The organism is Aurantimonas aggregata (genome assembly GCF_010500835.1).
GTDB lineage: Bacteria > Pseudomonadota > Alphaproteobacteria > Rhizobiales > Rhizobiaceae > Aurantimonas > Aurantimonas aggregata.
In genome coordinates this window covers 611,807-637,367 of sequence record NZ_JAAAMJ010000001.1, presented here as the reverse complement: position 1 = coordinate 637,367, position 25,561 = coordinate 611,807, and the positions used below count along the sequence as shown (strand labels likewise).

Sequence of the window (25,561 nt, the reverse complement as noted above, 5' to 3'; positions counted from 1 at the left end):
GCCGCAAGCCGGTGATCAGGCGACTAGGAGATTGACGATGTACATCGCGATGAACCGCTTCATGGTTCTACCCGGCTCGGAAGCCGATTTCGAGACGCTGTGGATGAGCCGCGAATCGAAGCTGCCGGAGGTGCCGGGCTTCGTCGAGTTCCACCTGCTTAAGGGACCGGAGCGGGAAGGGCACCGGCTCTATTCCTCGCACACGATCTGGCAGGACTACCCCTCGTTCGAGGCCTGGACGAAGTCGGAGGCGTTCCGCGCTGCCCATGGCGGCGCCGGCAGCACCAAGCCACTCTATGACGGCCATCCGCAGTTCGAGGGCTTCGAGGTCATCCAGACCATCGGCAAGGACGCCTGACATGACGATCGACGCGGCGCCGGCCCTTCGCGACCCGACGGATTTCGGCGCCGCGATCCGGACGATCCCGGATTATCCCAAGCCCGGAATCCTTTTTCGCGACATCACCACACTGCTCGCCGACCCGGCGAGCTTCAGCGCGGCCGTCGATGCGCTGGTCGCCGGCCACCGCGACGACCGCGTTGATCTCGTCGCCGGCATCGAGGCGCGCGGCTTCATCCTCGGCGGGGCGCTGGCGCACCAGCTGTCCGCCGGCTTCGTCCCGATCCGCAAGAAAGGAAAGCTGCCGCACGACACGGTGCGCATCGCCTATAGCCTCGAATACGGCGTCGACGAGATGGAGATGCACCGCGACGCCGTGCGGCCGGGCCAGCGCGTGCTTCTGACCGACGACCTCATCGCCACCGGCGGCACCGCCGAGGGTGCCGTCCGCCTGCTGCGCGAGCTGGGCGCGGAGATCGTCGCCGCCTGCTTCGTCATCGACCTGCCGGATCTCGGCGGCCGCCGGAAGCTGGAAGCGATGGGGGTCGAGGTGCGGACGCTGGTGGCCTTCGAGGGCCACTGATGCCGGCGGACCGGGGCGCCGCCGGTGACGGCACGCCGCACTTCGACGACGGCTTCTACGCAGATTTCCTGACGCTGCTGCGCTGGCGCCGCGACGTCCGCGGCTTCGACCGGCTTCCTGTGCCCCAATCCGAACTGGCGCTGGCGCTGGAGGCCGTCGATCTCGCCCCGTCGGTCGGCAACAGCCAGCCCTGGCGCTTCGTCACCGTCGCCGATCCGCAGCGCCGCGCGGCCGTCCGGGCCAGCTTCCTGCGCTGTAATGCCGAGGCACTGGCCGGCCAGCCCGACGACAGGGCACCGCTCTACGCGCGATTGAAGCTGGAAGGGCTGGACGCGGCACCGGTGCACCTCGCCGTCTTCTGCGACGAGGGCACGAGCCAGGGCCATGGGCTCGGCATAAGAACCATGCGCGAGATGCTGCGCTATTCGGTGGTCACCGCAATCCATAATTTCTGGCTCGCCGCCCGCTGCCGCGGCCTGGGGGTCGGCTGGGTCTCGATCATCGAGCCGGACGTCGTGACCGCGGCACTGGACGTACCGCCCGACTGGCAGCTGGTGGCCTATCTCTGCGTCGGCTATCCCCGCGCGTTAGACGACGTGCCGGAGCTGGAGCGCGAGGGCTGGCAGGCACGCAGCGACGGCCGTCTGCGTCTGATCCAGCGCTGACACGCGGTTGCCGCCGGCTGCGGACCCGTCAGTCGGTGCCGTAGAACGCCGCGGCGTCGAAGGAGAACACCGTCTCCCCGGATTGATTGACGCCCTCGCAACTGAACTCGATCACGCCCCAGCCCGGACGGCTCGCCGACTTGCGCTTGGCCGTGACGTGCTGGGAGAAGGTCACCGTGTCGCCGGCATAGACCGGCTTCAGCCAACGCAGGTTCTTGAGGCCGGGGGAGGGGCCGGCCTTGGGGACAGGGTTGCCGGCCGCGACGAAAGCCCTGATCCGCGCCGTCTGGCTGTCGACATTCAGCCGCATCCAGACGGCCGTCGTGTGCCAGCCGGAGGCGCAGAGCCCACCGAGCACCGAATGGCGCGCGGCGTCCTCGTCGAGGTGGAAGGGCTGCGGGTCGTACTTCGCGGCGAAGCGCTTGATGTCGGCCGCCTCGAAGCGGTGCGAGCCGATCTCGACCCTCTCGCCGATGACGATCGTGTCCCAGTAGCTCATGCGGCCACGCCCGCGCGGGTGAGCAGCAGCAGCGTGTACTCGCTCTCCAGCACCGCCTCGTCGCGCTGGTTGCGCAGCACGGTGACGATCTTCGCAAGACCCAGCGCCGGCCGCTTGGCCGACAGACGACGCGACTCGACCCTCGCCGTGCCGGTCAGCACGTCGCCGGGCCGGACCGGCCGCAGCCATTTCACATAGTCGACGCCGGGCGAGCCCTGGGAGCTGGAATCGAGGACGTAGCCGTCCGCCATCATCCGCATCATCATCGCGCAGCTGTGCCAGCCCGATGCCGACAGGCCGCCGAGCAGCGAGTCGCGCGCGGCTTCCTCGTCGAGATGGAACGGCTGCGGATCGAATTCGCGGGCGAACTCGAGCACTTCCTCCAGCGTCACCGCATAGGGCCCGAGCGGCAGTTCCAGCCCCTCGGTGAAGTCTTCATAGGTCCGCATCGAACGACCTCGCGATGGTGTCGACCGCATCCCGGAGGGCAACAACGTCGAGCCCGCGGGCTCGACGCGCCCATCTCCGATCAGTTGTTGAACTTGAACATCAGCACGTCGCCGTCCTGGACGACATATTCCTTGCCTTCGTCGCGGGCCTTGCCGGCTTCTTTGGCCGCGACCTCGCCGCCGAGGCCGATGAAGTCGTCGAAGGCGACGGTCTGGGCGCGGATGAAGCCCTTCTCGAAATCCGTGTGGATGACGCCCGCGGCCTGCGGCGCCTTGGCGCCGCGGCGCACGGTCCAGGCCCGCGTCTCCTTCGGTCCGGCGGTGAAATAGGTGATCAGGTCGAGCAGCTCGTAGCCGGCGCGGATCACCCGGTCGAGGCCGGGCTCGGTGAGGCCCATCGATTCCAGGTAGTCGCCGACCTCGGCTTCGGGCAGCTGCGCGATCTCGGCCTCGATGGCGGCGGAGATGACGACGCTCTTGGCGCCCTGGCGCTCGGCCATGGCGGCGACGGCGGCGGAATGGGCGTTGCCGTTGGCGGCGTCCTCTTCCGCGACGTTGCAGACATAGAGGACAGGCTTGGAGGTCAGGAGGTTGAGCGCCTTCAGCTCGCGCCGGTCGTCCGCGTCCATGCCCGCCAGCAGCACCCGCACCGGCTCGCCGGCCTGCAGCTTGGCGAGCGCGGCTTCCATGACGGGGAGCGCCTGCTGGGCTTCCTTGTCCTTGCCGGCGGCCTTCTTGCGCGTCGCGACGATGCGCCGCTCGATGCTTTCGAGGTCCGACAGCATCAGCTCGGTCTCGACCGTCTCGGCGTCCGCCACCGGGTCGATGCGGCCTTCGACATGGGTGATGTCGTCGTCCTCGAAGCAGCGCAGCACGTGCACGATCGCGTCGACCTCGCGGATATTGGCGAGGAACTGGTTGCCGAGCCCTTCACCCTTGGAGGCGCCGCGCACGAGGCCGGCAATGTCGACGAAGGTGATGCGGGTGGCGATGGTGTTCGCGGACTTCGCGATGCCGGCAATGTCCTTCAGCCGCGCGTCCGGTACCGGCACGTCGCCGGTGTTCGGCTCGATCGTGCAGAACGGATAGTTCGCGGCCGCGGCGGCCGCCGTCTTGGTGAGGGCATTGAACAGCGTCGACTTGCCGACGTTCGGCAGCCCGACGATCCCGCATCTGAAACCCATGGGTCAATCCTTGTCTCTTGCTGGCGGAGGGGAGGGCTTGTCGCCGCTCAGTCCTTGCCGCCGAATATTCGCTTCAGCATCTCGGCCATCGGGCCGCGCTCCGGGATCTTGACCTGGGGTCCCGCGCCCCGAGCCTGGCGGACGTGGCTCTGGCCCTTCGGCTGAGCCGGTGATGGATTGGCGCTGGCCGAGCCCTTGGCGCCCGATGGTTCGGTCGCACCGGTCGCCATGGCGACCTTGTTCATGAACACCGCGTCCTCGCCCTTCGCCAGGCTGTCGGCATGGCGGGCGACGGCCTCCAGGAACGGCGCCAGCCATTCCCGGTCGACCTTGGCGAAATCGCCGAGGACGTGCGGGGTGACCGCTTCCTTGCTGCCCGGATGGCCGATGCCGAGGCGGACCCGCCGATAGTCCTTTGAGCCGAGATGCGCGTCGATCGACCGAAGCCCGTTATGGCCGCCATTGCCGCCACCGGTCTTCACCCGCAGCTTGCCGGGCGGCAAGTCCAGCTCGTCGTGGATGACGACGACCTGCGACGGCGCCAGCTTGTAGAAGCGCACGGCATCACCGACCGAGCGGCCGGATTCGTTCATGAAGGTCTGCGGCTTGAGCAGCACCACCTTCTCGCCGGCGATCTGGCCTTCGGCGATCTCGGCGGAGAATTTCTTCGACCAGGGGCCGAAGGCCGGGTCGCGGGCGATCTCGTCGACCGCCATGAAGCCGATATTGTGTCGGTTGCCGGCATAGCGGGAGCCGGGATTGCCCAATCCTGCGATCAGCAACATGGCCCGGCTCCCCTGTGTGTCGTCGACGATCGGCGTCGAACGATCAGTCTTCCTTGTCGGCTTCAGCCTCGGACTCGGCTTCCGCCGACTCGGCTGCTGCCGCGGCCTCTTCGGCCTCATCTTCCTCCGAACGGAGCGCCGCCGGCGCCGCGATCGTCGCGATGGTGAAATCGCGGTCGGTGATGGTCAGCGTGACGTTCTTCGGCAGCGTCAGGGCCGAGGCATGGATCGAATCGCCGATCTCGAGCCCGGTCAGGTCGATGGTGAACGCTTCCGGGATGGCCGTCGCCGGGCTTTCGATCTCGACCTCGTGGCGCACCACGTTGAGGACGCCACCGCGCTTGAGGCCTGGCGATGCTTCCTCGTTCTCGAAATGCACCGGCACCTCGACCGTCACGCGGCTCTTCTCGGAGACGCGCAGGAAGTCGACATGCATCAGAAAGTCGCGGACCGGCTCCAGCTGGTAGTCCTTCGGCAGGACCTGGATCGACTGGCCGCCGACCTCGATCGTGCCGACATGCGTCATGAAACCACCGGCGTGCAACGCCAGGAAGGTTTCCTTGTAGGGGATGGCGATCGGCAGCGGGTCCTGCTTGTCACCATAGATCACTGCGGGAATCATTCCGGTGCGGCGAAGATGTCTGGCGGCCCCCTTGCCGACCTTCTCGCGCGCCTCGGCCTTGACCGTGAAGGTCTTGCTCATGGCTTGTTCCTTTTGTTCGTGAGGGGTCGAGTGGGCGCCGTGCCCGAAACGACGAAAAGCGGACCCGTCAGGGACCGCTTAACTCCGCGCTGCCTCCAAGGGTGTCCGCGCGGACGTTGTGCCTATAGCCCAGCTGCGGAAAACGGGCAAGCCGGCGCCGGTGTCGGGCGTGGCGGCATGCCGGGTTTTCTCAGTCGAACAGGCTGGAGACCGATTCTTCCGATGCGGTGCGCTGGATCGCCTCGCCGAGGAGATTGGCGGTGGTGATCACCCGGATGTTCGGCGCCTCCAGCACGGCCTTGGTCGGCTGGATCGAATCGGTGATCACCAGTTCCTTGAGGCTCGAGGCGCTGATCCGGGTGACGGCGCCGCCCGAAAGGACTCCGTGGGTGATGTAGGCCGAGGCGCTGTTGGCGCCGGCCCGCATCAGCGCATCGGCGGCGTTGCACAGCGTGCCGCCGGAATCGATGATGTCGTCGATGAGGATGCAGTTGCGCCCGGTGACGTCGCCGATGATGTTCATCACCTCCGACTCGCCCGGCCGGTCGCGGCGCTTGTCGACGATGGCGAGCGGCGCGTCGAGCCGCTTGGCGAGCGAACGGGCGCGCACCACGCCGCCGACATCCGGCGAGACGACCATCAGGTCGTCGAGGTCCTGGTGCTCCTTCACGTCGCGCGACAGCAGCGGCACGGCGAAGAGATTGTCCGTCGGGATGTCGAAGAAGCCCTGGATCTGCCCGGCATGCAGGTCGAGCGTCATGACCCGGTCGGCGCCGGCCTCGGTGATGATGTTGGCGACGAGCTTGGCCGAGATCGGCGTGCGGCCGCCGGCCTTCCGGTCCTGCCGCGCATAGCCGAAATACGGCAGCACCGCCGTGATGCGTCTGGCCGAGGCCCGCCGCATGGCGTCGATCATGATGAGCAGTTCCATCAGGTGATCGTTGGCCGGATAGGAGGTCGACTGGACGATGAAGACATCCTCGCCGCGGACGTTCTCCTTGATCTCGACGAACACTTCCTGGTCGGCGAAGCGGCGGACCATGGCCTGGCCCAGCGGGATCTCCAGATACTGGGCGATGGAATCGGCCAGCACACGATTGGAGTTGCCGCCGAACAGTTTCATCGCGTTGTTTCCGCTGGCGGGACGGCGACGCGGTACCTGGCGCTGCATGCGCATCCTTCCGCTGATGCCCATCGAAGGGCCGATTGATGGACGGGCTCATAACAACATCGGGCGAAACATCAACCCGGAGTCTGTGCCTGGCGGCGTGATCAGGGCAAAGGCTTAGCCGGCTTGCCCCACCAGCGCGGCGGCGTCGCGCAGCGTCCGGTCGGCGACGGCATCGAGCTGCGCCTGGCCGATATCGGCCCAGGGATCGCTCGACGTGCCCGGCACGCTTTCCTGGCCCTGGATGCGGTGGATGCGCTGGTCGTTGGGGTCGAGGACGTCCCAGACATAGACCAACGTGGTCGACGAGCCGTCGTTGAAGGCGGAGAAATAGCCCTTGAGTCGCACCGGCGTCGCCGGGCCGCCGGCGGGACGGATCTCGACGCCCGCCGTCGCGGCACTGTCGGAGAGCGAGCGGGCGAGCATCACCGCCTTGTCCTCCGGCGCGCCGGTCAGCGGCAGGAACTGGATTTCGCGACTCGCCAGCGACCCGCTGGCCGACGCCGGCGCGGCGGGCGGCGGAACGGCTGCCATCTGCACGGACTGCGCCGGCGGCGGAGCCGGCTCGTATGTCTGCTGCGGCGGCGCGGGCTCGTATGTCTGCTGCGGGGGTGCTTCTTCGTAGGTCTGGAAGGGCGCCTGCTGCGGGGGCATCGCGGGCGGTTGTCCCATCGACGGCGGCGGCAACGGTGCCGGCTGGCTGACGAAGGGCTCCGGCGCCGAGGCGATCGGGGCCGGCGGCTGCAGTGACGCGTTGTTGGTGGCGACGTTGTAGGCCGGTGCCGGCGCCACCGTCGGCGAAAAGCTCATGCCGGGATAGCCGACATCGACGCTCGGCACGGGCGCGTCGGCCATGCCGATCATCGGATCGACGCCGGTGCAGCTCGCCAGCGTCGCGCACAGACCGGCTGCGATGATCGGCCTGCGAAGGGTGGTGCGGGCTTCCACGGCACGCTCCCTGCCTTGGGTCTGATCCGCGCTCGTCGAAGCGAACGCCTGACCCTTCGTGGCAGAGAATCGTTAAGATACCCCTTGGCGCCCGGGGTTTTCCGTCGTCAGCCGCGGATGACCGCCAGGTCCAGCGGCAGCCGCGACAGCGGCTCGGGCGCGCCGGCCGTCGTCAGATAGGTGCGCCCGAGGGTCATCGCCGTCTCGGTGTCGGAGTCCATGATGATCATGTGCGCGAACAGCGTCATGCCCGGCACGATCATCTCGGCATTGCCCGAGTAGAACATCGGCATGTCCATCCAGGACGGCGCATAGCGCGCGCCGAGCGAGTAGCCGCAGGCGCTGAGGCGGTGGCGCGCCAGCTCGTGCGCCTCCATCACCGCCGCGTGGGCGTCGAACACCTCGCCGAAGCTGTGTCCGGGCTGCATGACCGCCTCGACGGCGTCCAGCGCCTCGCGGGCGGCGGCATGCAGCTCCCGATGCCGCTCCGTCGGCGTGCCGATGATCACGGTGCGCATCAGGGCGGCATGATACTGCGATTTCACCCCGGCCCATTCCAGCGTCAGCTGGTCGTTCGCATCGAGCTTTCGGCGGCCCGCCTTGTAGCGGCAGAGCAGGGCGTCGCGGCCGGAGCCGATGATGAACGGATTGGCCGGATAGTCGCCACCCTCCGCCAGCACCGTCCCCTGCATCGTCGCGAGGACCTCGGCCTCGTCGGCGCCGGGCCGGATCAGCGGCAGCGCCGCCTCGTAGGCGGCATCGGCGAGCCGGGCGGCCTCGCGGACGATCTCGATCTCCGCCGGGCTCTTCACCGCCCGCAGCAGCGGGATCAGCGTCGAGGCATCCTTCAGCGACGCAAAGGAGCCGAGCCGCTCCTCGACCGAGCGGCCGTTCGCCGCCGTCAGGCCGTGCGTCGCCCACTCGACGCCGATCTTGGCGCCGAGGAGGCCCATCTCGTCCAGCATGTCGCGCAGTTCGATCACCGGCTCAGCGTTGCCGCGGTCGCGCCAGACGGTGATGTTCTCGATGATCGAGGTGTGGCGGGCCTGGCGAAGGTCGGCCGAGCGGCTGAGCAGCCGCATGTCGCCATCCGCCTTCACCACCAGGCACTGGAAGAAGCAGAAGCCGAACGTGTCGTAGCCGGTCAGCCAGTACATCGAATCCTGCGCGAACAGGATCATCGCGTCGAGCTTCTGCTCGCCCATCTCGACGACCAGCCGGTCGCGCCTCGCTTCGTATTCGTCCCGTCCGAAGTGCAGCATGGTGTCAGTCCCGCAGTGCGATCGCGGAAAGCTGCCGACCGTAGTCGGGCTCGCCGCGGTGGGTGGTGCGCCGGAAGGAGAAGAAGCGATCCGGTTCGGCATAGGTACAGACGCCGACGAAACTCGCCGTGACGCCGCTGTCGAGTAGCCGGGCGACGATGAAGCCGGGCAGGTCGAACTGCCGCTTGTCGGCAGCGCGCCCCGGCGCGAAGAACCGTTCGCGCGACGCGTCGCCGTCGAGGAACTCGTCCATCATCGCGACGCCGACCTCGTAATTGGGCTGGGTAATGGTCGGCCCGAGCACGGCGGTGATCGCGCCCCGCTCGGCGCCGGCCGATTCCATCGCCGCGATGGTGGCCTCGAGGACGCCGCCCAGCGCGCCGCGCCAGCCGGAATGGGCTGCGCCGACGACGCCGTTGCGCGGATCGGCAAACAGTACCGGTCCGCAATCCGCCGTGAGGACGCCGATGGCAAGGCCCGGGCGGCGGGTGACGACGCCGTCGGCCTTGGACCGCTCGCCCTCGAACGGTCCGTCGACGACGATCACTTCCGGCGAATGGATCTGCCACGGCGTGACGAAATCACCGTCGCCGAGGCCCATATAGGCCATCGCCCGCGCACGGTTTTCCGCGACGGCGGCTCGGTCGTCATCGGATCCGAAGCCGACGTTCAGCCCCTGGTAGATGCCTCCCGAAACGCCGCCGCGTCGGGTGAAGAAGCCGTGCCGGACGGCGCTCGCCGCAGCCAGCTCAGGCGCGCTGACGACGTCGGAATCGGTAAGGCGCACAGCGGGTTCTGGTCGGGATTCGGACATGGCGCGGGATGGTGGTCGAGGGCCGGGGGGAAGTCAATCGGCCGCGTCGAGGCCGAAAGGCGGTAGAGACAACGATTCAGATGACGCGCACAACACCTTGAAAAGGCGTCCCATTTCGCCTTTGTTCGCGCCCGCGAGGCGGCGCGCCGCCGCTTCGATCGTAGCGCGGTTTTCAGCGTCCGCCGGGGTCCCCAGCGCCTCGGCGCGTTCGCGCAGGCCCAGCGAAAGCAAGAAGGCGCCCTGGGTCACGACAGGCGAGACAGCGAGGCCGCGATCGCGGAAGGCAGCCGCGATCGGTGCGAAATCCACGTGGCTGGTGATGTCGCATTCGCCCGGGCGATCGAGCGGATCGGCGAAGGCGTGGCCGTGGACGGCCTGCAGCGTATCGCCGAAGCCGGTGGCGGCGTGGCCGTAATCGATGAACAGGCCGGCGCCGCCATTGAGGGCCAGGCGCTCCGCCAGTTCGGCGGCCAGCGCCTCACGGGCCGGTGACCATTCGAGCACGGCGCCGGCCAGTGGCGACGCGCCGGCCACCCGCGCTTCCGGCAGGTCGTTGGCTCGACGGTTGAGCACGAACTCGAAGCGGCCGCTGCCGGAGATGGTGACGCAGCGCTCGCGCCAGGCCTCGCCATCGAAGACGAACTGGCGCATCGCGATGGCGTCGAAGAGCTCGTTGGCGATGATGATCGCGGGCGTCGCCTCCAGCTCCCTGACCTGCCGCACCCGGCGGATCGGCAGGTCGAAGCGCTCCAGCGTCGCCGCCTGAACCGCAGCCAGCCGGTCGCTGGTCTCGACGAGCCGGACCGCCACGGCCCGCATGCAGTCCGGGGCGATCCGCCCGATGGTGCGCAGCATGTCGGCCATCAGCGTGCCGCGGCCGGGACCGATCTCGACGAGCAGGAACGGGGCGGGGGTGCCCAGCGCCCGCCAGGCGGCCACCACCCAGGCGCCGATCAGCTCGCCGAACATCTGGCTGACTTCCGGCGCGGTGATGAAGTCGCCGGCCCGTCCGAACGGCTCGCGGCTGGTGTAGTAGCCGTGCTCGCGGTCGAACAAGGCGATGTTCCAGTAGCGGTCGAGCCCGATCGGGCCCTCGTCCGCGATCACCGCGGCGATTTTTCGCGCAAGCGGGTTCACGACCGCGGAGCGTCCTGTTCTGTCATCGCATCGGGGACGGGGGCATAGGCGCGGAGCCTGGCGGTCGCCATGGCCCAGATGCCGATCAGCAGCATCGGGAAGGAGAGGATCATCCCCATCGTCATCCAGCCGCCGTAGAGATAGCCAAGCTGCACGTCCGGCATGCGGAAGAACTCCACGAAGATGCGGGCGCAGCCATAGCCGAAGATGAACAGACCGGCGGTGAAGCGCGGCCGGTGCAGCGTCTTGAACTGATGGGTGGCGATGCGCAGCACGATGAACAGGACGATGCCCTCGAGCAGCGCCTCGTAGAGCTGGCTGGGGTGGCGCGGCAGGGGGCCGCCATCGGGGAACACCATCGCCCACGGCACGGTCGACGGCGCGCCCCACAGCTCGCCATTGATGAAATTGGCAATACGGCCGAAGAACAGGCCGAAGGGCACCGAGGCGGCGACGATATCGGTCAGGCTCCACAGCGGCACGTTGCGCACCCGGCAGAAGATCGCGATCGCCACGACGACGCCGATGAGCCCGCCATGGAACGCCATGCCGCCCTCCCAGACCCGGAAGATCGCCAGCGGATCGTCGACGTAGCGGGCGAAATCATAGAACAGCACCGATCCGAGGCGCCCGCCGATGACGATGCCGATGGTGATGTAGAGGATGAAGTCGTCGATGTCGGTCTTGGTGAACGGCGAGACGCCGTTGGCCCACAGTCGCGTGTTGCCGGCGAGATAGCGCCCGTAGAGCCAGCCGCAGAGGATGCCGGCGACATAGGAAAGACCGTACCAGCGCAGTTGGATCAGCCCGAGATCGAGGAAGACCGGGTCGATCTGCGGGTAGGTCAGCACGCCGAAGTAGGGAAGGGTAAGCATAAGGCCGCCATTGTCTGGTCGCCGGCGCCGGGCGCCGCGGGAAAGGCGGCGCGACATTGGCCAGAGCTTGCCGCGAGGGTCAAGGCATTCGGGGCTTCGCCAAGCCTTCGCCTCTGCCACCATTGCCTTCCCGTCGGCCCGTCTCTACCTCCCGGAGGAATGCAATGCGCGCGAGGGCGCCAGAACGGAGATCCTCCATGTCCAGTACAGGCCCCGGCCGGCAAGGCCCGAACCGCATGCTCGACGAGTTCGCGCGGATGATGACCGACGCCGCGGGCGCCGCCCAGGGCGTGCGCCGCGAGATGGAGACGATGTTCCGTGCCCAGGGCGAGCGGCTGATGAACCAGATGGACATCGTCCAGCGCGAGGAGTTCGAAGCGGTTCGCGACATGGCGGCGAAGGCCCGGACCGAGAACGAGACGCTGAAGCGCCGGCTTGCCGATCTGGAGGCGAAGATCGCCAATCTTCCGGGCGCTGCTTCCGGTTCGGAGACGACACAGAGCCAGGGCTGAGGTTCTCCACAGGCTTTCAACAGCTTTTCCCCGCCGTCGCCGCGGCCGCGGTCGGGGCGGAAAGCGCTTTGCGGCGAGTCGCTTAAGACTCGCCGTCGATGCGGCGCGCGAGCCGCAAAATCCGATCAATGGTGAATAAACCGTTCACGCCCTTAGCGCGAAGACTCCCGGTCTATATGCTGATTCATAAGGGTGATTCGGCGCCGGTCGGCATCGGGCACCCAGCTTTGGAGGGGTGTCGGAGCGGACCGACCCTCCCCGAAGCGGATACGGGGACGCCGGGGCGAACGAATGAATCTGACCGACTATGCAAGTTTGCGGCAATCCAACCCGGTCGACGTGATCGAGTGGGTGGCCGCGTCGCGGGAATGGGCCTTCGAGCGCTCCTGCGATGACGAGATCGCCGTCGCGGTGGCCGGCGTCTGGACCGACTATGCCGTCTCCTTCTCCTGGCTGGAGAATATCGAGGCGCTGCATCTCGGCTGCGCCTTCGACCTGAAGATCCCGGCGCATCGGCGCGCCGAGGTGCTGCAGCTTCTGGCCAAGATCAACGAGACGCTGCTGGTCGGCCATTTCGACCTCTGGCAGCAGGAGGGCGCGGTGATGTTCCGTCATGCGCTGCTGCTGTCGGGCGGGGCCGAGCCGACCAGCCAGCAGGCCGAGCGGATGCTCGCCATGGCGCTGGAAAGCTGCGAGCGCTTCTACCAGGCCTTCCAGTTCGTCATCTGGGCCGACAAGCCCGCCGAGGAAGCGATGGCCTGCGCGATCTTCGAGACGGCGGGAGAGGCCTGATGGCGATCGCCGCGCGCATCCTCCTGCTCGGTGGCGGCAACATGGGCGCCGCGATGCTGGCGGGCTGGCTGGACAAGGGCGTCGATCCGGCGAACGTCGTTGTCGTCGATCCGCGTATCGGCGAGACGCTGCGGCCGCTCGTCGAGGAGCGCGGCGTCCGCCACGCCGAGCAAGTCCCGGCCGAGAGCTTCGATGTCGTCGTCCTGGCGGTGAAGCCGCAGATGATGGGCGAGGCGCTGGCGCCACTGGGTACTACGCTGGGGCCGGAGACGTTCGTCATCTCCGTCGCCGCCGGTACCACCATCGCGACGATCGAGGCCGGTATCGGCGAATGCGCCGTGGTGCGCGCCATGCCCAACACGCCGGCGCTGATCGGCCGCGGCATTACCGGCGCCTTCGCCAATGCGCGCGTCGACGAGGCCGGACGGGCGCTGGCGGATGCGCTGCTGGCCGCCAGCGGTCCGGTCGAATGGGTCGACCGCGAGGAACTGATCGATGCCGTCACTGGCGTCTCGGGCAGCGGGCCGGCTTACGTCTTCCATCTCGCCGAATGCCTGGCCGACGCCGGCGTCGCGGCGGGACTGCCCGCCGATCTCGCGATGCGCCTCGCCCGCCACACCGTGGCCGGGGCCGGCGAGCTGATGATCCGTTCGCCCGAGCCGCCGGAGAAGCTGCGCCGCAACGTCACCTCGCCGAACGGCACGACGCAGGCGGCTCTCGACGTGCTGATGGCCGAAGACGGGCTGGCGCCGCTGATGCAGCGCGCGGTCCTCGCCGCCCGCGACCGTGCGGCCGCCCTGGCGAAGGAATGAGCTGATGGGGACGGAAGAACCGGCCGCCGAGATCGCCTTCCCGGACTTCATGAAGGTCGATATCCGTGTCGGCACGGTCGTCGAGGCGGCGCCGTTCCCCGAGGCGCGCAAGCCCGCCTACCGGCTGGTCATCGATTTCGGCGAGACGATCGGGCGCAAGAAGTCCTCGGCCCAGATCACCCGTCACTACACGCCGGAAACCCTGATCGGCCGCAAGGTCGTCGCCGTGGTCAATTTCCCGCCGCGTCAGATCGGCCCGATGCGTTCGGAAGTGCTGACGCTGGGCGTTCCCGACGCCGACGGCGAGGTGGTGCTGCTGCAGCCGAGCCACGACGTCCCGAACGGCGGCCGGATGTTCTGAACCGCCCCGCGGGCTGATCGTCCCCGACGTCAGGCCGGGATGCGCACCAGCGCCCGCAGGCCGCCGAGCTTGCTGTCCGACAACAGGATGTCGCCGCCATGGCTGCGGGCGATGTCGCGGGCGATGGCGAGGCCGAGTCCTGTGCCGCCGCTGTCGATGTTGCGGGCGGTGTCGAGCCGCACGAACGGCTTGAATACTTCCTCGCGCTGCTCCGCTGCGATGCCGGGCCCGTCATCCTCGACGCTGACGGTCAGCCAGCGGCCCTCGTGGCTGGCGCGGATCCGCACCCTTGTGCCGTGGCGCATGGCGTTGGCGACGAGATTGGTGATCATCCGCGCGAAGGAGTCCGGTCGCACCGCGATGCGCGGGTCGCCGACGATGTCCACCGAGATCTGCCGCCCCTGCAGCTTGGCGTCGTTGTGGAACTTGCCGAGCATCTGGGCGAGGTCGCATTCCCCGACATCCTCGCCGGCCTCGTCCTTGGCGAAGGCGAGATAGCCCTCCAGCATGCGCTGCATCTCGTCGACGTCCTGGTTCAGCTCGTCCTGGTCCTCGCCCTCGCCGAGCAGGGCGAGCTGCAGCCGGAAGCGCGTCAGGATGGTGCGCAGGTCGTGGCTGACTCCGGTCAGCATTGCCGTGCGCTGCTCCATCTGCCGCTCGATCCGGTCGCGCATCTGGATGAAGGCGAGCGAGGCGCGCCGCACCTCGGAGGCGCCGCGCGGCCGGAACTCGCTCGGCATCGGCTGGCCGCGCCCGAACCCCTCGGCCGCCGCGGCAAGCGCCTGGATCGGGCGGATCTGGTTGCGCAGGAACAGGATGGCGATGATCATCAGCACCAGCGACGTGCCGACCATCCAGACGAGGAAGATGTGGGTGTTGGAGGCATAGGCCGAGTTGCGCGGCGCGAACACCCGCAGCACCTCGTCGGCGAGCTGGATGCGGATCTCGACGATCTTGGAATTGCCCACCGTGTCGATCCAGAACGGCCTCCCGATCTGCCGCGTGATCTCCTCGCTGAGGATCCCGTCGAGAATGTTGAAGAACGGCTTCGGCGCCGGCGCCGGCAGCGGCTCGGGGGCGAGGATGCTGACATTGAGGCCGAGATGCTCGCGGGCGATGCGCAGGATGTCGCTGTTGTCGGCGCCGACGGGCCGTTCCTCGACCATGGCGGTGATCGCGGCGATGTCCTGCACCACCGATTCCGACAGCCGCTTGGTCACCAGCTGCCAGTGGCGTTCCATGAACACCACGGTCACGACGCTCTGCAGGATCACCACGGGCGCGATGATGATGATCAGCGAGCGGGCGTAGAGGCCGGTCGGCATGTAGCGCTGGACGATGCGCGGGATGTGCCGCAGCGGGCCGCGCCAGATCCGGATGCTCGGCAGGTGCCAGCCATAGCGGCGCCCGCGCGGCATCCTGTCCGCCCACGCCCGCCACCATGACCGGCCGTCGGTCCGCCGCTTGGGGATCTGCGGGATGAGGCGCTCGAGCAGGGTCACGTCCGGCTCAGTCCACGTTCAGGCGGTAGCCGATGCCGCGCACGGTCTGCAGCCACAGCGGATTGGCCGGGTCGCTCTCGATCTTGCGGCGCAGGCGGTTGATCTGCACGTCCACCGTCCGCTCGCCAACCTCGGTCTCGTCGCCGAGCAGTTCTTGGCGTTGGATCGTCTCGCCCGCCTTGCTCGCGAACAGGGTCATGATCTCCTGCTCGCGGTCGGTGAGGCGGATAATCTCAACGCCGCGCTTCAATTCGCGCCGCGACAGGCTGAAATTATACGGTCCGAAGCGCACGTGTTCGAGCTTCTGGACCGGCGTCGGCGTGCCGCGCTTGAGGATGTTGGTGATGCGCAGCAGCAGTTCGCGCGGGTCGAAGGGCTTCGGCAGATAGTCGTCGGCGCCAGCTTCCAGCCCCTCGATGCGCTGCTCGGTCTCCGATCGGGCGGTCAGCATCAGCACCGGAGCGGTGCGGGTCTCGCGCAGCGAGCGCACCAGGTCGATGCCGTTCTCGCCGGGCATCATCACGTCGACGACGAGCAGGTCGAAATCCAGCCCGCCGAGGATCTTGCGGGCTTCGGCGGCATTGGCCGCCACTGATACGCGAAAGCGCTTCTCGGTCAGGAAGCGCGACAGCAGCGAACGGATGCGGCGGTCGTCGTCGATGATCAGGATGTGCGGGGCATCGTCGCCGAGCGGCTCGATGCTGGTCTGGGTCGCGATGGCAGCGTCGGTCATGCCGGATCTTTCCTGTCGATGCCCTGCTTCTTGAACCATTCCTGCGTCGCCCTGCGGTCGGAGGCCATCTGCATCAGGAAGCTCCCGATCGGCGCGGCGTCGGTCGGCGCGGTGGTGCCGAGCGCGGCGTCGATGCGGCGCGACTGGGCGCGCGACAGTTCCAGCGTCAGATCGCGGCCCTTCTGCGTCGGGTAGAGGCAGCGCTGGCGCCGGTCCTCGGCGCCCGGCATCTGCCGCACGAAGTCTTCCTCGATCAGCTGCCGCAGCACGCGCGACAGCGACTGCTTGGTGATCTGCAGCAGTTCCAGGAGGTCGGCGATGGTCATGCCGGGATCGCGATTGACGAAATGCAGGATGCGGTGATGCGCCCGGCCGAAGCCGTATTGCTCGAGAATCGAATCCGCGTCGGCGGTGAACTCCCGATATGCGAAGAACAGCAGCTCGATCATGCGAAAGTCCAGATCGCCCCGCGTCGGCAGGGGATCGCGGACGATGACGGCGCTGGCATCCGGCAGGCTCGCCTTCGCAGGCGGAGAAATTTCCATGATAATAGGTCAGTACCATTGACGTAATTTGCGTCTATTGTTACACCGGCCAGCGTACAGGGGAAACCGCCGCCTGCTGCCGTCTCCGCATCCGGCTCCGTGCCCGATCGCGCATTGACGACGATCGATCCGCGACGGACAGTCTAACGCAACAAGAAACGATCAGGGAGGACGCCTTGACGGCGTCGCGCAATCGATGAGCAATGTTCCCTTCGACCAGCTGGACGGCGAGATCTGGTTCAATGGCGAGTTCCTTCCCTGGAAGGACGCCAAGATCCACGTGCTGACCCACGGCCTGCACTATGCCAGCGCCGTTTTCGAGGGCGAGCGCGCCTATGGCGGCACGGTCTTCAAGCTGCGCGAGCACACCGAGCGGCTGATCGAGTCCGGCAGGCTGCTCGGCTTCGAGATCCCCTACAGCGCCGATGCGATCGACGCTGCGACCAACGAACTGCTCGAGCGCCAGGGCTTCTCCGACGCCTATGTCCGGCCGATTGCCTTCCGCGGCTCGGAGATGATGGGCGTTTCTGCCCAGAAGAACCGCATCAACGTCGCCATCGCGATCTGGCAGTGGCCGAGCTATTTCGACCCGGAGCAGCGGATGAAGGGCATCCGGCTCGATCTCGCCGAGTATCGCCGCCCGGACCCGCGCACGGCGCCGTCCAAGGCGAAGGCGACCGGGCTCTACATGATCTGCACGATCTCCAAGCACGCCGCCGAGGCCAAGGGCTATGCGGATGCGCTGATGCTCGACTGGCGCGACCAGGTGGCCGAGGCGACCGGCGCCAACGTCTTCTTCGTCAAGGACGGCGTCATCTACACGCCGCTCGCCGACTGCTTCCTCGATGGCATCACCCGCCGCACCGTCATCGCCCTGGCCAAGCGCCGCGGCATCGAGGTGCAGGAGCGGGCGATCCTCCCGGCCGAGCTCGACGGTTTCGACGAGTGCTTCCTGTGCGGGACGGCGGCGGAAGTCACGCCGGTCTCCGAGATCGCCGACTGGCGCTTCACGCCCGGCGCGACGACACGGCAGCTGGTCGAGGACTACGCCAACGAAGTGCAGCCGATGCGCGCGGCGGCTGAGTAGGCGTGGCGTTCATCGTCATCGTGAGTGCCGGGGTTTCCCGGCACCCACAGGATTGCGGTCCTGCCACGCGCGGTAACCGACCGTGATCCCCTGGGAGCACATCGACAGCACGCCGGTGCCGGGTGGCAGCGGCGAGCTGCGCCTGATGCGGCGGGCCGCCGAATTCTCGATCATGCTCGGCGGCACCGAACTGATGAACAGCCGGCTGAGCGGATCCGAGGAAGCGCTCGCCCGGCTCTCGCTCGAGCAGGTCCCCGGCCGGCCACGAACGTCGGTACTCGTCGGCGGGCTCGGCATGGGCTTCACCCTTCGCGCCTTGCTGGCGGCGATGGAGCCCGACGCGCAGATCACGGTCTCCGAACTCGTGCCGGCCGTCGTCGAGTGGGCGCGGGGGCCGATGGCGTCGATCTTCAAGGGGTGCCTCGACGACCCGCGCGTGACGATCGCGATCGAAGATGTCGCCGATTGCATCGCCAAGGCGCCTGACACCTATGACGCGATCATCCTCGATGTCGACAACGGCCCGCAGGGGCTGACGAGCCGCGAAAACGACCGCCTCTACACCGTCGCGGGCCTCGGCGCGGCGCGCGCCGCGCTGCGGCCGGGCGGCGTCCTGTCGGTCTGGTCCTCGGGCCCCGACAGCTACTTCACCGGCCGTCTGCGGCAGGCGGGCTTCGTCGTCGAGGAGGCACGCGTGCGGGCCAGCAGCAAGGGTCGCGGCGCCCGGCACGTCATCTGGCTGGCGCTGCGACCGTTCAGCTGACGCGCCTGCCGGCCGCGTTGCATGGCCCACCCGGGCCCGCTATGCGTCGCGGCAGGTCGCTTCGGTGGCCTTTCCTAGACGCGGCATGAAGGCCTCTCCTTGACCCAGCTCAGCGCCCAGATCGTTCCGGTCACGCCCTTCCAGCAGAATTGCTGCATCCTCTTCGACGTCGAGGAGAAGGTCGGCGTCGTCGTCGATCCCGGCGGTGACGTCGATCGCATCATGGCGGCCATCACCGAGTCGGGCATCCGGATCGAGGCGATCTGGCTGACCCACGGCCATATCGACCACGCCGGCGGCGCCATGGGCCTGAAGGACCAGCTCGGCGTCGAAATCATCGGCCCGCACCGTGCGGACGAATTCCTGCTCGCCGGGCTGGCGGACCAGGCCAGGATGTTCGGCGTCGGCGGCGCGGTGCGCAACTGCACCCCGGATCGCTGGCTGGAGGAGGGCGACGTCCTAGGCTTCGCCGGCCACCGCTTCGAGGTTCTGCACACGCCCGGTCATGCGCCGGGCCATGTGGTGTTTCACAATCGCGCGGCGAAGTTCCTGCATGCCGGCGACGTCCTCTTTGCCGGTTCGATCGGCCGCACCGACCTGCCGGGCGGCGACCATGCGGCGCTGATCCGCTCGATCAAGGACAAGGTCCTGCCGCTCGGCGACGACGTCGGCTTTCTCTGCGGTCACGGACCCGGCGGACGCCTCGGCGACGAACGCCGGACGAACCCGTTCCTCACCTGAATTTTCCCTGCTCGGCTTACCGCACGCCCGTGAGAGGCTAGTCGCTCCCGGTGCAGAAACGGCGCCGGCCGTCCGCGGCGCGATAGGTCCCGAGATCCGGGTCGAAGCTCGCATGGGTGCGCGAGCACCATGCCATCCAGCCCGGCGACCACGGCTCCAACGCATTGGAGGGCTGGCTGGCGGATGGGCTGATCGCGTCGGTCGCGGCGCGGTCGTAATCCTGCGCGATGCGGATGATCTTCGAACCGCCGGCATAGATCACCTCGATCCCCGAGGCCGGGATCGGACGGCGATCGAGGCTTTCGCTGGCGACGTCGATGATCTTCGGCCCTTCGGCAAGGCCGGCGGCGCCGAGATTCAGCGAAGCGGGCAGGATCGGCAGATGCCGTCGGTCGCCGAGGTCGGAGTAGACGACGGTGAACGAGCCGTGGGTCCGGTGGGTGCTGCGGGAGGGATAGGGGTCGCGCCAGCCGCGATCGCGGCGGCGGAACTTCAGCGTTCGCAGCGTCCGACCCGGTGCGGAGATGCCGCCGCCATCCTCGAGGAATTCCTCGCGATCATCGGTGAAGTAGACGTCGGGGCCTGTGCTGATGCCACCGCCATCCTCGAGGAATTCCTCCCGATCGTCGGTGAAATAGACGTCCGGTTCGGTGCTGATACCGCCGCCGCCGTCGAGGAACTCGTCCTCGGCGCCCAACCTTTCGCCGCCGAATTCGTCGAACAGCGGGCTTGGCGGGACGAAGCGGTCATCGCCGCGGCGATCCCGCTGCCGGCCGCGCTCGCGCGTCACGTCGGCGCTGTCCAGCGCCGCGGGGCCGGGGACGCGATCCTGGGAAACTGCCGGCTGGCCGACCAGCAAGGTGGAAAGGATAAGCGCACCGCCGGCGACGGCGCATCTGGATCGAAACATGGCAGGCTCCCGTCTCGGATGAGATGTTCGGGATGACCCCTGCAGGGTCCGTGCCAGGTGATTCCGTTTCATTTTGAAACAGGATCACGGCCTCTGCCGAGGGAAAAGCCCGCCGCTGCTCCACGGCGCGCTTTCCATAACTTATTCGTCGCTGCGTCCTGCGGTAGCAGGACGCGGGCTGTCTCAGCTGGCGGACTGCAGGTTGACGGCCTTCGGGCCTTTGCCCCGCTTGTCGGGCTCGGTATCGAAGGAGACCTTCTGGTTTTCCTCGAGCCCCGGCAGGCCGGACGCCTGCACCGCGGAGATGTGAACGAAGATGTCCGCCCCACCATTGTCGGGCTTGATGAATCCGAAGCCCTTCTCGGTGTTGAAGAATTTGACCGTTCCGGTCTGTGCCATCGTCGGAATCCTTATCCTGGCATTACGTGTCGCCGTCTCTGGCGGTGGCAGGCAAGTCTTGACTAGGATAGGAACCGATACATCGCAGGACAGCACTCTCGCACGGCCCGCTCGGGAGATGCGCCCCCGATACGCAATTCGTCCTTGACCCGTGTTCGCGAAATTGCCCGAACCTTCTTTCAATGATATCCCGCCGCAAGATTGGCAAGCAAAACTTTGTCGATCTGCTTCACGTTTCGTTTCGGGACAGGCCTCGTTCCCGTTTATCGGTGCCGCTTACCTGCCATGACCATATTAGTTGCCGGCTTCTCTTCGTTTCCGGGCGCACCGGACAACCCCACCGAGCATCTGGTCCGAGCTCTTGCAGCAGACGCCGCGTATGCGGCGGGCGCGGATCTTGCGACCGTGGTCCTGCCGGTCGAATGGGAGCGCAGCTGGCCGGTGCTGGAGGCGGCCATCCTCGACGCCAAAGCCGATACGGTCCTGCTGTTCGGCCTCCATCGCCGGGCCGAACGGCTGCGGATAGAGCTTCTGGCGCGGAATCGGCGCGAACTCGGCCGGATCGACGCCGTCGGCGGCTTTCCGTCCGGGCCGGCCGTGCTGGATGGCGCCGATATCTTGCCACTCGCGCTGCCCTGGACCCACGTGGCGCGGACGCTGCGTGCGGCGCGGGTGTCGTTCGAATGGTCGACCAATGCCGGCGCCTATCTCTGCAACGACACGCTCTACCGCCTGGCCTTCCATGCCGAACGGCTTGGCGTCGACCGCTTCGGCTTCTTCCACGTGCCGATGACCGACGAGCTGGTGGTGGCATCGGGAGCCGAGACGGGGCCGGAAATCTTCTGCAGCCTTGCCGGGGCCGATCTCGAGCGCGCCGCCCGGCATCTGGTCGCGGTGCTTTCGGCGAACCGAACACTCGCGTGAGGAAAGGGGCGTGGGCATCGGGGGCTTCGTCAGGCCGGCTGACGGGAACGTGAGGGATCGGCTTATCCCCGGTCGCCGTTCCGGGGTGACCATATCCCTTTGCCTGCCGCGATGACGTGCGGCCTATCCCGGAGAACGTCCATGTCGCTTCGCCTGCCTGCCATCCTCCTCTCGCTGACCCTCGCCGCCGCACCCGTCTTTGCCCAGACGGCGGTGCCGGAGGACGCGCCCATTCCGCAGGACGGCGTGCTGATCCAGGAAGGGACCGGCGTTCCGATCGGGGACCAGATCGACACGGGCGGGCTGCCCGGCGTGGATTTTGAGGATACCGATGCTGACGGGACCGTGCGCGGTCCGGGCGGCCTGCAGAACAATACCGGCGCGGCTGGTACCGACGCGCCGGATACGTCCGGCTACAATCCCGATCCGATCGACGCCCCGCTGCCCGAGGGCGAAGGCGTGCCGCTCCCGGACTGAGCCGCGGCGGTGCCTTCCGGATGCCCGCTTGCTGACGTATGGAGGCGGCATGATGACGGAGACGGAGCAGACGATGGGCGGCGAGATCGACGAGGCGGCCTTGGCCGAGGCGTACAACCGGGCACTGACGCTGGAAAAGGCCGGTGACGCGACGGGTGCCGCGGTGGCCTATCGCGAGTGTCTTTTGCTCGACCCGGACGACCACGGCGGCGCGGCGATCCGGCTCGCGGGGCTCGGGCAGGGCGAGACCCCGGCATCTGCCGGCGACGCCTATGTCGCGACGCTGTTCGACCAGCACGCGGACGCCTTCGAGGATATCCTGGTCCGCCAGCTCGGCTACGGCGTGCCGGCGCTGATCGCCGAGCGGCTGGGCGAGATCGCGCCCGGCCCCTACCGGCGGCTGCTGGATCTCGGCTGCGGCACCGGCCTTGCCGGCGAGGCGCTGGCCGATCGGGCGGAGACCCTCATCGGCGTCGATCTCTCCGAGGGCATGATCGAGAACTGCTTCGACAAGGACGTCTACGACCAGCTGTTCATCGGCGAGGCGGTCGGGTTTCTGGAGGATTTCGACGAGGAGGAGCCGTTCGACCTCGTCGTGGCGGCCGACGTGCTGCCGTATCTCGGCGACCTCGATCCGCTGTTCGCCGGCGCGGCGCAGCGCATGGCGAGCGGCGGGGTTTTGGCCTTCTCCACCGAGACGCTTTCCGACGAAGCGTTCGGCGCCCGCGATTTCATGGTCGGTCCGCATCAGCGCTTCCACCATCGCGCTTCCTACGTGCAGGACCGGCTCGGCGCGCACGGCTTCGACACGCTGTCCTGCGAGGACATCACGGTTCGCCGGCAGGAAGGCCAGCCGGCGCCGGGCCACCTCATCCTCGCCCGGCGGCGCTGATCGCGGGCGCCTTGAAACGCTGCAACGGGCAGGCGAAAATGCCGCCTCACTCCTTCGGACAAGATCCCATGACAATTCGCCTATCGCTTTTCCTCCTGGCTGCCCTGTCGGTTGCCGGCTGTGCCTCCAAGCCGGTGAACGACCCCGAGGGGAAATGGGCCAAGCAGGCCGCGCAGCTCGACAATTCGCTGTTCTACTAAGCCGCCGATGCTGCTTCGCATCCTGACGGCCCTGGCGCTGCTCGCCGGTGCCGTGCCGGCAATGGCCGAGCCGGGCGATCTCGCGGTGCCGGGCTGGCGCGCCGGGCCGGCGGCGCAGGCGACGCTCGAGGCGCCGCAGCGCTACGACTGCACCGGCCAGGCCTGTCCCTCGGCGGGGCTGGCCTGCCTCTATGCCGTCGCGCCGCCGCGGCCGGCGGGGTCGCGCTGGCTGACGGCGGAAGACGTGATGAATCCCGAGGTGATGCCCTGGGCGGACTACGAGGTCTGGCTCGCGGGCGCGGCGCGGCAGCTGAAGCCGGCGCTGGCGAGCGACCGGTCCCGCACCGGCTTTGCCGAGCGCGGCGTGCCGGCGCTGCAGGCGCTGGGCGGCCGCGACGTGGTGCGGCGCGACTACGGGCTGCGCACGCGCGTCGGCTTCGTGGCGATGCCGGCGTTCCTGTGGGGGGTGAAGGGCCGGCTCTACACGCTCGCCTGCGCCACGGCGCCGGAGGCGCGGCAGGCGGCGCGGATCCCGATGATCGGGCTGATCGAGGCGCTGGCAACGCTGGAGCCCCAGGAGTAACGATCCCGGGAGGCGCGACGTGATGCGCAACGGCCCGCCCTCGGCGGCGTTCTCCGGGACGATGTCTCATGGAGAATGCCCGATGCCCGCCTTTGCCATTGCCCTGATCCTGTCCCTGGCGCTCGCCGGCTGCGTCTCGAGCGGCGCGCCCGGTTCCCGCGGCTACGAGAACACCCCGTCGGGCGGCATCGTGCCCGGCCAGCGCGGGCTCTGAGGCCCGCCGACGAAACCCTCGGGCGCCGCGGCGCGTTGTAAGACGAAGGAGACCGCCATGATCCGCCCCCTCTTGCTCGCCGCCCTGATCGCCATGCCGACGCTGGCCGTGGCGCAGGATCGTGTCGACGACGACGGCTACGCCACGGTCGGCGTCGCGCTGTCGGACCGCGAGAAGGCCCGCTCGGTGCCGGTGCGCCTGCCCGACGGGCGGGTGGTGCTGCGGCCGCCGAGCCGCGGCATCCCGTTCCTGTTCGGCTTCGGCGACAATGACGGCGCGCCCTCGGCCCGCCCGACCGTCGGCGGCGTGACGCCCTCGGCGATGGGCGCCTCTCCCTCGGGCGGCATCGTGCCGGGGCAGAAGACGCCGTAAGGCGGATTTTCCATACGCGGCGTCATCCTCGGGCCCCGTCCCGAGGATCCAGCTGGCCGGCGCACGCGCCGTCACAGTTGCGTCAGCCGCGGGCGCGGCGCCGGGGGCTCAGGGAACTCCGTTTGGCGCGGCGGCGGGGGAGCGGCGTCCGACGCGGCATCCGCCCCGCCCTCGCTTTGCGCCTCGCACGCCGCCGCCGCTGCCGCGATCCTGCCGCGGGCGGCGTCGACCCACGCCTTCTCGCAGCGGAGGGTGATCTCGTCGCGGAAGTGCTGCGGCTCGAAACGGCGGAAGACCGCGTAGGGGAAGACGAACTGGACCACTTCCGGCAGCCGCTCGAAACAGGGGGCGGCGCCGTGCGGGTTCGCCGCGCCCGCCGCGTCGCCGCGGCGCTCGCCGAAGCGGCAGCGGCCGGCGCGGCGGCAGGCGCCGCGCTTGCAGAACAGCGTGTATCTCATCGCCAGGGTCGGCAGCAGGCTGTTCGCGTGCCCCAGCTCCGAGGGCGCGAGCGGCCTGCTGCGCGGCCGCCATTTCTTCGACCGCCGGGCCGGCTTCGGCGCCCCGACAAGGGCGTCCTCGATCAGCTTGAAGTACTCGCCGGCGATCCGGCGGCTTTCGGCAATTTCCTCCGGCGTCAGCGGCGGGTCGATCGGCGCGTCGGGCATGGTCATCCTCCTTCGGGTTTGGGGCTCCTTGACTGCGGGCGTGCGGAAGCGTCGCCGCGCCCGAGCGGGCCGGCGGTCTGCTTCATGCGGCCGCCCTGGCGGGCGGCGGATCGCCGACGGCACGCCATCGGCTTTTATGAAGAGCGGCACGCCGTCGGCGATCCGCGCGGTGTCTTGTCGGTCCGATGGAAAGAGAGAGAGTCCTCTGCCCAGCCCTTTAAGCTCCTCGCGAAGCTCGTCGCTGGCTGGGACCCGTGCCAGCCCTCAAGCCCCTCGCGGGGCTCGTCGCTGGCTGGGACCCGTGCCCGGCCCCTAAGCTCCTCGCGAAGCTCGTGGCGGGCGGGGACCCACACCCCCTTCCGGCCGGCTCTTCGCCCTTGCGGGCTCAAGCGGATCGATCCGCGGCCCCCTCGTAGTGGGGGACGGTCCGGCGACGGTTCGGCCCGTCCGGGTCGGCGCCTCTCCGGAAGAGGCACCGGCGCGGACACCGCTCGCCGCCCCCGGGCGATCCCGGCGATCGTCCGTGCCCGCCGTGGGCGGCGATGGGGGGATTATGCGGGAGGGGTGAGGGGGTGGGGATAAGTGGGGCGCCGGCTGTGCAACCGCGACGAGTGGTAGGGTACCTAATTATCCATAGGTCCACGCGTCTACAGCGCACTTATTGG

At 68.4% G+C, this 25,561-nt stretch carries 34 protein-coding genes; 17 read left to right on the top strand and 17 right to left on the bottom strand.

The window, feature by feature from the left end:
• Window positions 1–37: 37 nt before the first annotated feature.
• Genes hmuQ through bluB form a run of 3 tightly spaced genes read left to right on the top strand, consistent with a single transcriptional unit; the run spans window position 38 to window position 1,588 of the window.
• The gene (gene hmuQ / locus GTW51_RS02930; RefSeq protein WP_163042357.1) at window positions 38–358 is read left to right on the top strand and encodes a heme-degrading protein HmuQ; all 321 of its coding nucleotides are present in this window, start codon (window positions 38–40) and stop codon (window positions 356–358) included.
• 1 nt (window position 359) lies between these two features.
• Window positions 360–923, top strand: a complete 564-nt coding sequence (locus GTW51_RS02925) for an adenine phosphoribosyltransferase (RefSeq protein ID WP_163042356.1) — start codon at window positions 360–362, stop codon at window positions 921–923.
• Window positions 923–1,588, top strand: a complete 666-nt coding sequence (gene bluB, locus GTW51_RS02920; protein WP_163042355.1) for a 5,6-dimethylbenzimidazole synthase — start codon at window positions 923–925, stop codon at window positions 1,586–1,588. The genes GTW51_RS02925 and bluB overlap by 1 nt, the downstream gene beginning before the upstream one ends.
• A 28-nt stretch (window positions 1,589–1,616) precedes the next feature.
• Here bluB and GTW51_RS02915 read toward each other — a convergent pair whose 3' ends face one another.
• The 11 genes from GTW51_RS02915 to lgt all read right to left on the bottom strand — a co-directional run bounded on the left by GTW51_RS02915 (window position 1,617) and on the right by lgt (window position 11,412).
• The gene (locus GTW51_RS02915; RefSeq protein ID WP_163042354.1) at window positions 1,617–2,087 is read right to left on the bottom strand and encodes a MaoC family dehydratase; all 471 of its coding nucleotides are present in this window, start codon (window positions 2,085–2,087) and stop codon (window positions 1,617–1,619) included.
• Window positions 2,084–2,536: a MaoC family dehydratase gene (locus GTW51_RS02910; protein ID WP_163042353.1), complete on the bottom strand. Its 453-nt coding sequence runs from the start codon at window positions 2,534–2,536 to the stop codon at window positions 2,084–2,086. Before GTW51_RS02910 ends, GTW51_RS02915 begins: the two co-directional genes overlap by 4 nt.
• Window positions 2,537–2,616: 80 nt before the next feature.
• The gene (gene ychF, locus GTW51_RS02905; protein ID WP_163042352.1) at window positions 2,617–3,720 is read right to left on the bottom strand and encodes a redox-regulated ATPase YchF; all 1,104 of its coding nucleotides are present in this window, start codon (window positions 3,718–3,720) and stop codon (window positions 2,617–2,619) included.
• 47 nt (window positions 3,721–3,767) lie between these two features.
• Complete coding sequence (gene pth, locus GTW51_RS02900) at window positions 3,768–4,505, bottom strand: aminoacyl-tRNA hydrolase (RefSeq protein WP_163042351.1); 738 nt, start codon at window positions 4,503–4,505, stop codon at window positions 3,768–3,770.
• Window positions 4,506–4,548: 43 nt separating this feature from the next.
• Window positions 4,549–5,208, bottom strand: a complete 660-nt coding sequence (locus GTW51_RS02895) for a 50S ribosomal protein L25/general stress protein Ctc (RefSeq protein ID WP_163042350.1) — start codon at window positions 5,206–5,208, stop codon at window positions 4,549–4,551.
• Window positions 5,209–5,398: 190 nt separating this feature from the next.
• Complete coding sequence (locus GTW51_RS02890) at window positions 5,399–6,331, bottom strand: ribose-phosphate pyrophosphokinase (protein ID WP_163042349.1); 933 nt, start codon at window positions 6,329–6,331, stop codon at window positions 5,399–5,401.
• 162 nt (window positions 6,332–6,493) lie between these two features.
• Window positions 6,494–7,324: a hypothetical protein gene (locus GTW51_RS02885; RefSeq protein ID WP_163042348.1), complete on the bottom strand. Its 831-nt coding sequence runs from the start codon at window positions 7,322–7,324 to the stop codon at window positions 6,494–6,496.
• A 107-nt stretch (window positions 7,325–7,431) separates the two neighbouring features.
• A complete protein-coding gene (locus GTW51_RS02880; protein WP_163042347.1) occupies window positions 7,432–8,586 on the bottom strand; it encodes a M24 family metallopeptidase in 1,155 nt (384 codons plus the stop codon).
• A gap of 4 nt (window positions 8,587–8,590) precedes the next feature.
• Complete coding sequence (gene pgeF, locus GTW51_RS02875) at window positions 8,591–9,400, bottom strand: peptidoglycan editing factor PgeF (protein ID WP_163042346.1); 810 nt, start codon at window positions 9,398–9,400, stop codon at window positions 8,591–8,593.
• Between the two features lie 33 nt (window positions 9,401–9,433).
• Window positions 9,434–10,537, bottom strand: a complete 1,104-nt coding sequence (locus GTW51_RS02870) for an SAM-dependent methyltransferase (RefSeq protein ID WP_163042345.1) — start codon at window positions 10,535–10,537, stop codon at window positions 9,434–9,436.
• Window positions 10,534–11,412 (bottom strand): prolipoprotein diacylglyceryl transferase, encoded by an 879-nt coding sequence (gene lgt / locus GTW51_RS02865; RefSeq protein WP_163042344.1) that lies wholly within the window; start codon window positions 11,410–11,412, stop codon window positions 10,534–10,536. Before lgt ends, GTW51_RS02870 begins: the two co-directional genes overlap by 4 nt.
• A gap of 197 nt (window positions 11,413–11,609) precedes the next feature.
• Between lgt and GTW51_RS02860 the strand changes: the two genes are divergently transcribed.
• The 4 genes from GTW51_RS02860 (at window position 11,610) to GTW51_RS02845 (ending at window position 13,889) form a co-directional block, all read left to right on the top strand.
• Window positions 11,610–11,924: an accessory factor UbiK family protein gene (locus tag GTW51_RS02860; RefSeq protein WP_163042343.1), complete on the top strand. Its 315-nt coding sequence runs from the start codon at window positions 11,610–11,612 to the stop codon at window positions 11,922–11,924.
• A 291-nt stretch (window positions 11,925–12,215) separates the two neighbouring features.
• Entirely contained in the window at window positions 12,216–12,716 is a 501-nt protein-coding gene (locus GTW51_RS02855; RefSeq protein ID WP_163042342.1) for a type III secretion system chaperone family protein, read from the top strand.
• Complete coding sequence (gene proC, locus GTW51_RS02850) at window positions 12,716–13,528, top strand: pyrroline-5-carboxylate reductase (RefSeq protein ID WP_163042341.1); 813 nt, start codon at window positions 12,716–12,718, stop codon at window positions 13,526–13,528. The genes GTW51_RS02855 and proC overlap by 1 nt, the downstream gene beginning before the upstream one ends.
• A 4-nt stretch (window positions 13,529–13,532) precedes the next feature.
• On the top strand, window positions 13,533–13,889 hold the full coding sequence (locus tag GTW51_RS02845) for a tRNA-binding protein (protein ID WP_163042340.1): 357 nt from the start codon (window positions 13,533–13,535) through the stop codon (window positions 13,887–13,889).
• A 29-nt stretch (window positions 13,890–13,918) separates the two neighbouring features.
• Here the strand turns inward: GTW51_RS02845 and GTW51_RS02840 are convergent, their stop codons facing one another.
• The 3 genes from GTW51_RS02840 to GTW51_RS02830 all read right to left on the bottom strand — a co-directional run bounded on the left by GTW51_RS02840 (window position 13,919) and on the right by GTW51_RS02830 (window position 16,669).
• Window positions 13,919–15,307 carry an ATP-binding protein gene (locus tag GTW51_RS02840; RefSeq protein WP_163042669.1) on the bottom strand — a complete coding sequence of 463 codons (1,389 nt, stop codon included), beginning with the start codon at window positions 15,305–15,307 and terminating at the stop codon, window positions 13,919–13,921.
• Window positions 15,308–15,398: 91 nt separating this feature from the next.
• Window positions 15,399–16,124 carry a response regulator gene (locus GTW51_RS02835; RefSeq protein ID WP_163042339.1) on the bottom strand — a complete coding sequence of 242 codons (726 nt, stop codon included), beginning with the start codon at window positions 16,122–16,124 and terminating at the stop codon, window positions 15,399–15,401.
• On the bottom strand, window positions 16,121–16,669 hold the full coding sequence (locus GTW51_RS02830) for a MarR family winged helix-turn-helix transcriptional regulator (protein WP_163042338.1): 549 nt from the start codon (window positions 16,667–16,669) through the stop codon (window positions 16,121–16,123). The genes GTW51_RS02835 and GTW51_RS02830 overlap by 4 nt, the downstream gene beginning before the upstream one ends.
• A gap of 196 nt (window positions 16,670–16,865) precedes the next feature.
• On the opposite strand from GTW51_RS02830, the gene GTW51_RS02825 reads away from it, so the two are divergent.
• The 3 genes from GTW51_RS02825 to GTW51_RS02815 all read left to right on the top strand — a co-directional run bounded on the left by GTW51_RS02825 (window position 16,866) and on the right by GTW51_RS02815 (window position 19,260).
• Window positions 16,866–17,756, top strand: coding sequence for a branched-chain amino acid aminotransferase (locus GTW51_RS02825; protein ID WP_163042337.1), 891 nt, complete (start codon window positions 16,866–16,868; stop codon window positions 17,754–17,756).
• An 82-nt stretch (window positions 17,757–17,838) separates the two neighbouring features.
• Window positions 17,839–18,519 carry a spermine/spermidine synthase domain-containing protein gene (locus tag GTW51_RS02820; RefSeq protein ID WP_163042336.1) on the top strand — a complete coding sequence of 227 codons (681 nt, stop codon included), beginning with the start codon at window positions 17,839–17,841 and terminating at the stop codon, window positions 18,517–18,519.
• A 99-nt stretch (window positions 18,520–18,618) separates the two neighbouring features.
• Window positions 18,619–19,260, top strand: a complete 642-nt coding sequence (locus GTW51_RS02815; RefSeq protein WP_163042335.1) for an MBL fold metallo-hydrolase — start codon at window positions 18,619–18,621, stop codon at window positions 19,258–19,260.
• A gap of 37 nt (window positions 19,261–19,297) precedes the next feature.
• Here the strand turns inward: GTW51_RS02815 and GTW51_RS02810 are convergent, their stop codons facing one another.
• Both GTW51_RS02810 and GTW51_RS02805 read right to left on the bottom strand, forming a co-directional pair.
• Window positions 19,298–20,170 carry a BA14K family protein gene (locus GTW51_RS02810; protein WP_163042334.1) on the bottom strand — a complete coding sequence of 291 codons (873 nt, stop codon included), beginning with the start codon at window positions 20,168–20,170 and terminating at the stop codon, window positions 19,298–19,300.
• Window positions 20,171–20,353: 183 nt separating this feature from the next.
• Window positions 20,354–20,569: a cold-shock protein gene (locus GTW51_RS02805; protein WP_163042333.1), complete on the bottom strand. Its 216-nt coding sequence runs from the start codon at window positions 20,567–20,569 to the stop codon at window positions 20,354–20,356.
• A 285-nt stretch (window positions 20,570–20,854) separates the two neighbouring features.
• Here GTW51_RS02805 and GTW51_RS02800 point away from each other — a divergent pair, with 285 nt between their 5' ends.
• The 7 genes from GTW51_RS02800 (at window position 20,855) to GTW51_RS02780 (ending at window position 24,231) form a co-directional block, all read left to right on the top strand.
• Window positions 20,855–21,493 carry a pyroglutamyl-peptidase I family protein gene (locus tag GTW51_RS02800; protein ID WP_163042332.1) on the top strand — a complete coding sequence of 213 codons (639 nt, stop codon included), beginning with the start codon at window positions 20,855–20,857 and terminating at the stop codon, window positions 21,491–21,493.
• Window positions 21,494–21,634: 141 nt separating this feature from the next.
• Entirely contained in the window at window positions 21,635–21,970 is a 336-nt protein-coding gene (locus GTW51_RS02795) for a hypothetical protein (protein WP_163042331.1), read from the top strand.
• 49 nt (window positions 21,971–22,019) lie between these two features.
• The gene (locus GTW51_RS02790) at window positions 22,020–22,862 is read left to right on the top strand and encodes a class I SAM-dependent DNA methyltransferase (RefSeq protein ID WP_246232518.1); all 843 of its coding nucleotides are present in this window, start codon (window positions 22,020–22,022) and stop codon (window positions 22,860–22,862) included.
• A 68-nt stretch (window positions 22,863–22,930) separates the two neighbouring features.
• On the top strand, window positions 22,931–23,062 hold the full coding sequence (locus GTW51_RS24295; RefSeq protein ID WP_281354562.1) for a hypothetical protein: 132 nt from the start codon (window positions 22,931–22,933) through the stop codon (window positions 23,060–23,062).
• 7 nt (window positions 23,063–23,069) lie between these two features.
• Entirely contained in the window at window positions 23,070–23,645 is a 576-nt protein-coding gene (locus GTW51_RS02785; protein WP_163042330.1) for a hypothetical protein, read from the top strand.
• Between the two features lie 82 nt (window positions 23,646–23,727).
• Window positions 23,728–23,859: a hypothetical protein gene (locus GTW51_RS24290; protein WP_281354561.1), complete on the top strand. Its 132-nt coding sequence runs from the start codon at window positions 23,728–23,730 to the stop codon at window positions 23,857–23,859.
• A gap of 57 nt (window positions 23,860–23,916) precedes the next feature.
• The gene (locus GTW51_RS02780) at window positions 23,917–24,231 is read left to right on the top strand and encodes a hypothetical protein (RefSeq protein WP_163042329.1); all 315 of its coding nucleotides are present in this window, start codon (window positions 23,917–23,919) and stop codon (window positions 24,229–24,231) included.
• A gap of 71 nt (window positions 24,232–24,302) precedes the next feature.
• On the opposite strand, the gene GTW51_RS02775 is transcribed toward GTW51_RS02780, so the two are convergent.
• Window positions 24,303–24,896 (bottom strand): hypothetical protein, encoded by a 594-nt coding sequence (locus tag GTW51_RS02775; protein WP_163042328.1) that lies wholly within the window; start codon window positions 24,894–24,896, stop codon window positions 24,303–24,305.
• Window positions 24,897–25,561: the final 665 nt, after the last annotated feature.

Bases quoted from the DNA above. Each gene is read 5' to 3' on its own strand.
- GTW51_RS02830 (WP_163042338.1), bottom strand. From the start codon at position 16,669: ATGGAAATTTCTCCGCCTGCGAAGGCGAGCCTGCCGGATGCCAGCGCC.
- pth (WP_163042351.1), bottom strand. From the start codon at position 4,505: ATGTTGCTGATCGCAGGATTGGGCAATCCCGGCTCCCGCTATGCCGGC.
- proC (WP_163042341.1), top strand. From the start codon at position 12,716: ATGGCGATCGCCGCGCGCATCCTCCTGCTCGGTGGCGGCAACATGGGC.
- GTW51_RS24295 (WP_281354562.1), top strand. From the start codon at position 22,931: ATGACAATTCGCCTATCGCTTTTCCTCCTGGCTGCCCTGTCGGTTGCC.
- GTW51_RS02795 (WP_163042331.1), top strand. From the start codon at position 21,635: ATGTCGCTTCGCCTGCCTGCCATCCTCCTCTCGCTGACCCTCGCCGCC.
- GTW51_RS02810 (WP_163042334.1), bottom strand. From the start codon at position 20,170: ATGTTTCGATCCAGATGCGCCGTCGCCGGCGGTGCGCTTATCCTTTCC.
- GTW51_RS02915 (WP_163042354.1), bottom strand. From the start codon at position 2,087: ATGAGCTACTGGGACACGATCGTCATCGGCGAGAGGGTCGAGATCGGC.
- GTW51_RS02790 (WP_246232518.1), top strand. From the start codon at position 22,020: ATGATGACGGAGACGGAGCAGACGATGGGCGGCGAGATCGACGAGGCG.
- GTW51_RS02895 (WP_163042350.1), bottom strand. From the start codon at position 5,208: ATGAGCAAGACCTTCACGGTCAAGGCCGAGGCGCGCGAGAAGGTCGGC.
- GTW51_RS02925 (WP_163042356.1), top strand. From the start codon at position 360: ATGACGATCGACGCGGCGCCGGCCCTTCGCGACCCGACGGATTTCGGC.
- GTW51_RS02775 (WP_163042328.1), bottom strand. From the start codon at position 24,896: ATGCCCGACGCGCCGATCGACCCGCCGCTGACGCCGGAGGAAATTGCC.
- GTW51_RS02855 (WP_163042342.1), top strand. From the start codon at position 12,216: ATGAATCTGACCGACTATGCAAGTTTGCGGCAATCCAACCCGGTCGAC.
- GTW51_RS24290 (WP_281354561.1), top strand. From the start codon at position 23,728: ATGCCCGCCTTTGCCATTGCCCTGATCCTGTCCCTGGCGCTCGCCGGC.
- GTW51_RS02800 (WP_163042332.1), top strand. From the start codon at position 20,855: ATGACCATATTAGTTGCCGGCTTCTCTTCGTTTCCGGGCGCACCGGAC.
- bluB (WP_163042355.1), top strand. From the start codon at position 923: ATGCCGGCGGACCGGGGCGCCGCCGGTGACGGCACGCCGCACTTCGAC.
- GTW51_RS02835 (WP_163042339.1), bottom strand. From the start codon at position 16,124: ATGACCGACGCTGCCATCGCGACCCAGACCAGCATCGAGCCGCTCGGC.
- GTW51_RS02780 (WP_163042329.1), top strand. From the start codon at position 23,917: ATGATCCGCCCCCTCTTGCTCGCCGCCCTGATCGCCATGCCGACGCTG.
- GTW51_RS02890 (WP_163042349.1), bottom strand. From the start codon at position 6,331: ATGAAACTGTTCGGCGGCAACTCCAATCGTGTGCTGGCCGATTCCATC.
- pgeF (WP_163042346.1), bottom strand. From the start codon at position 9,400: ATGTCCGAATCCCGACCAGAACCCGCTGTGCGCCTTACCGATTCCGAC.
- hmuQ (WP_163042357.1), top strand. From the start codon at position 38: ATGTACATCGCGATGAACCGCTTCATGGTTCTACCCGGCTCGGAAGCC.
- GTW51_RS02825 (WP_163042337.1), top strand. From the start codon at position 16,866: ATGAGCAATGTTCCCTTCGACCAGCTGGACGGCGAGATCTGGTTCAAT.
- GTW51_RS02785 (WP_163042330.1), top strand. From the start codon at position 23,070: ATGCTGCTTCGCATCCTGACGGCCCTGGCGCTGCTCGCCGGTGCCGTG.
- lgt (WP_163042344.1), bottom strand. From the start codon at position 11,412: ATGCTTACCCTTCCCTACTTCGGCGTGCTGACCTACCCGCAGATCGAC.
- GTW51_RS02805 (WP_163042333.1), bottom strand. From the start codon at position 20,569: ATGGCACAGACCGGAACGGTCAAATTCTTCAACACCGAGAAGGGCTTC.
- ychF (WP_163042352.1), bottom strand. From the start codon at position 3,720: ATGGGTTTCAGATGCGGGATCGTCGGGCTGCCGAACGTCGGCAAGTCG.
- GTW51_RS02845 (WP_163042340.1), top strand. From the start codon at position 13,533: ATGGGGACGGAAGAACCGGCCGCCGAGATCGCCTTCCCGGACTTCATG.
- GTW51_RS02910 (WP_163042353.1), bottom strand. From the start codon at position 2,536: ATGCGGACCTATGAAGACTTCACCGAGGGGCTGGAACTGCCGCTCGGG.
- GTW51_RS02860 (WP_163042343.1), top strand. From the start codon at position 11,610: ATGTCCAGTACAGGCCCCGGCCGGCAAGGCCCGAACCGCATGCTCGAC.
- GTW51_RS02840 (WP_163042669.1), bottom strand. From the start codon at position 15,307: ATGCCGCGCGGGCGCCGCTATGGCTGGCACCTGCCGAGCATCCGGATC.
- GTW51_RS02880 (WP_163042347.1), bottom strand. From the start codon at position 8,586: ATGCTGCACTTCGGACGGGACGAATACGAAGCGAGGCGCGACCGGCTG.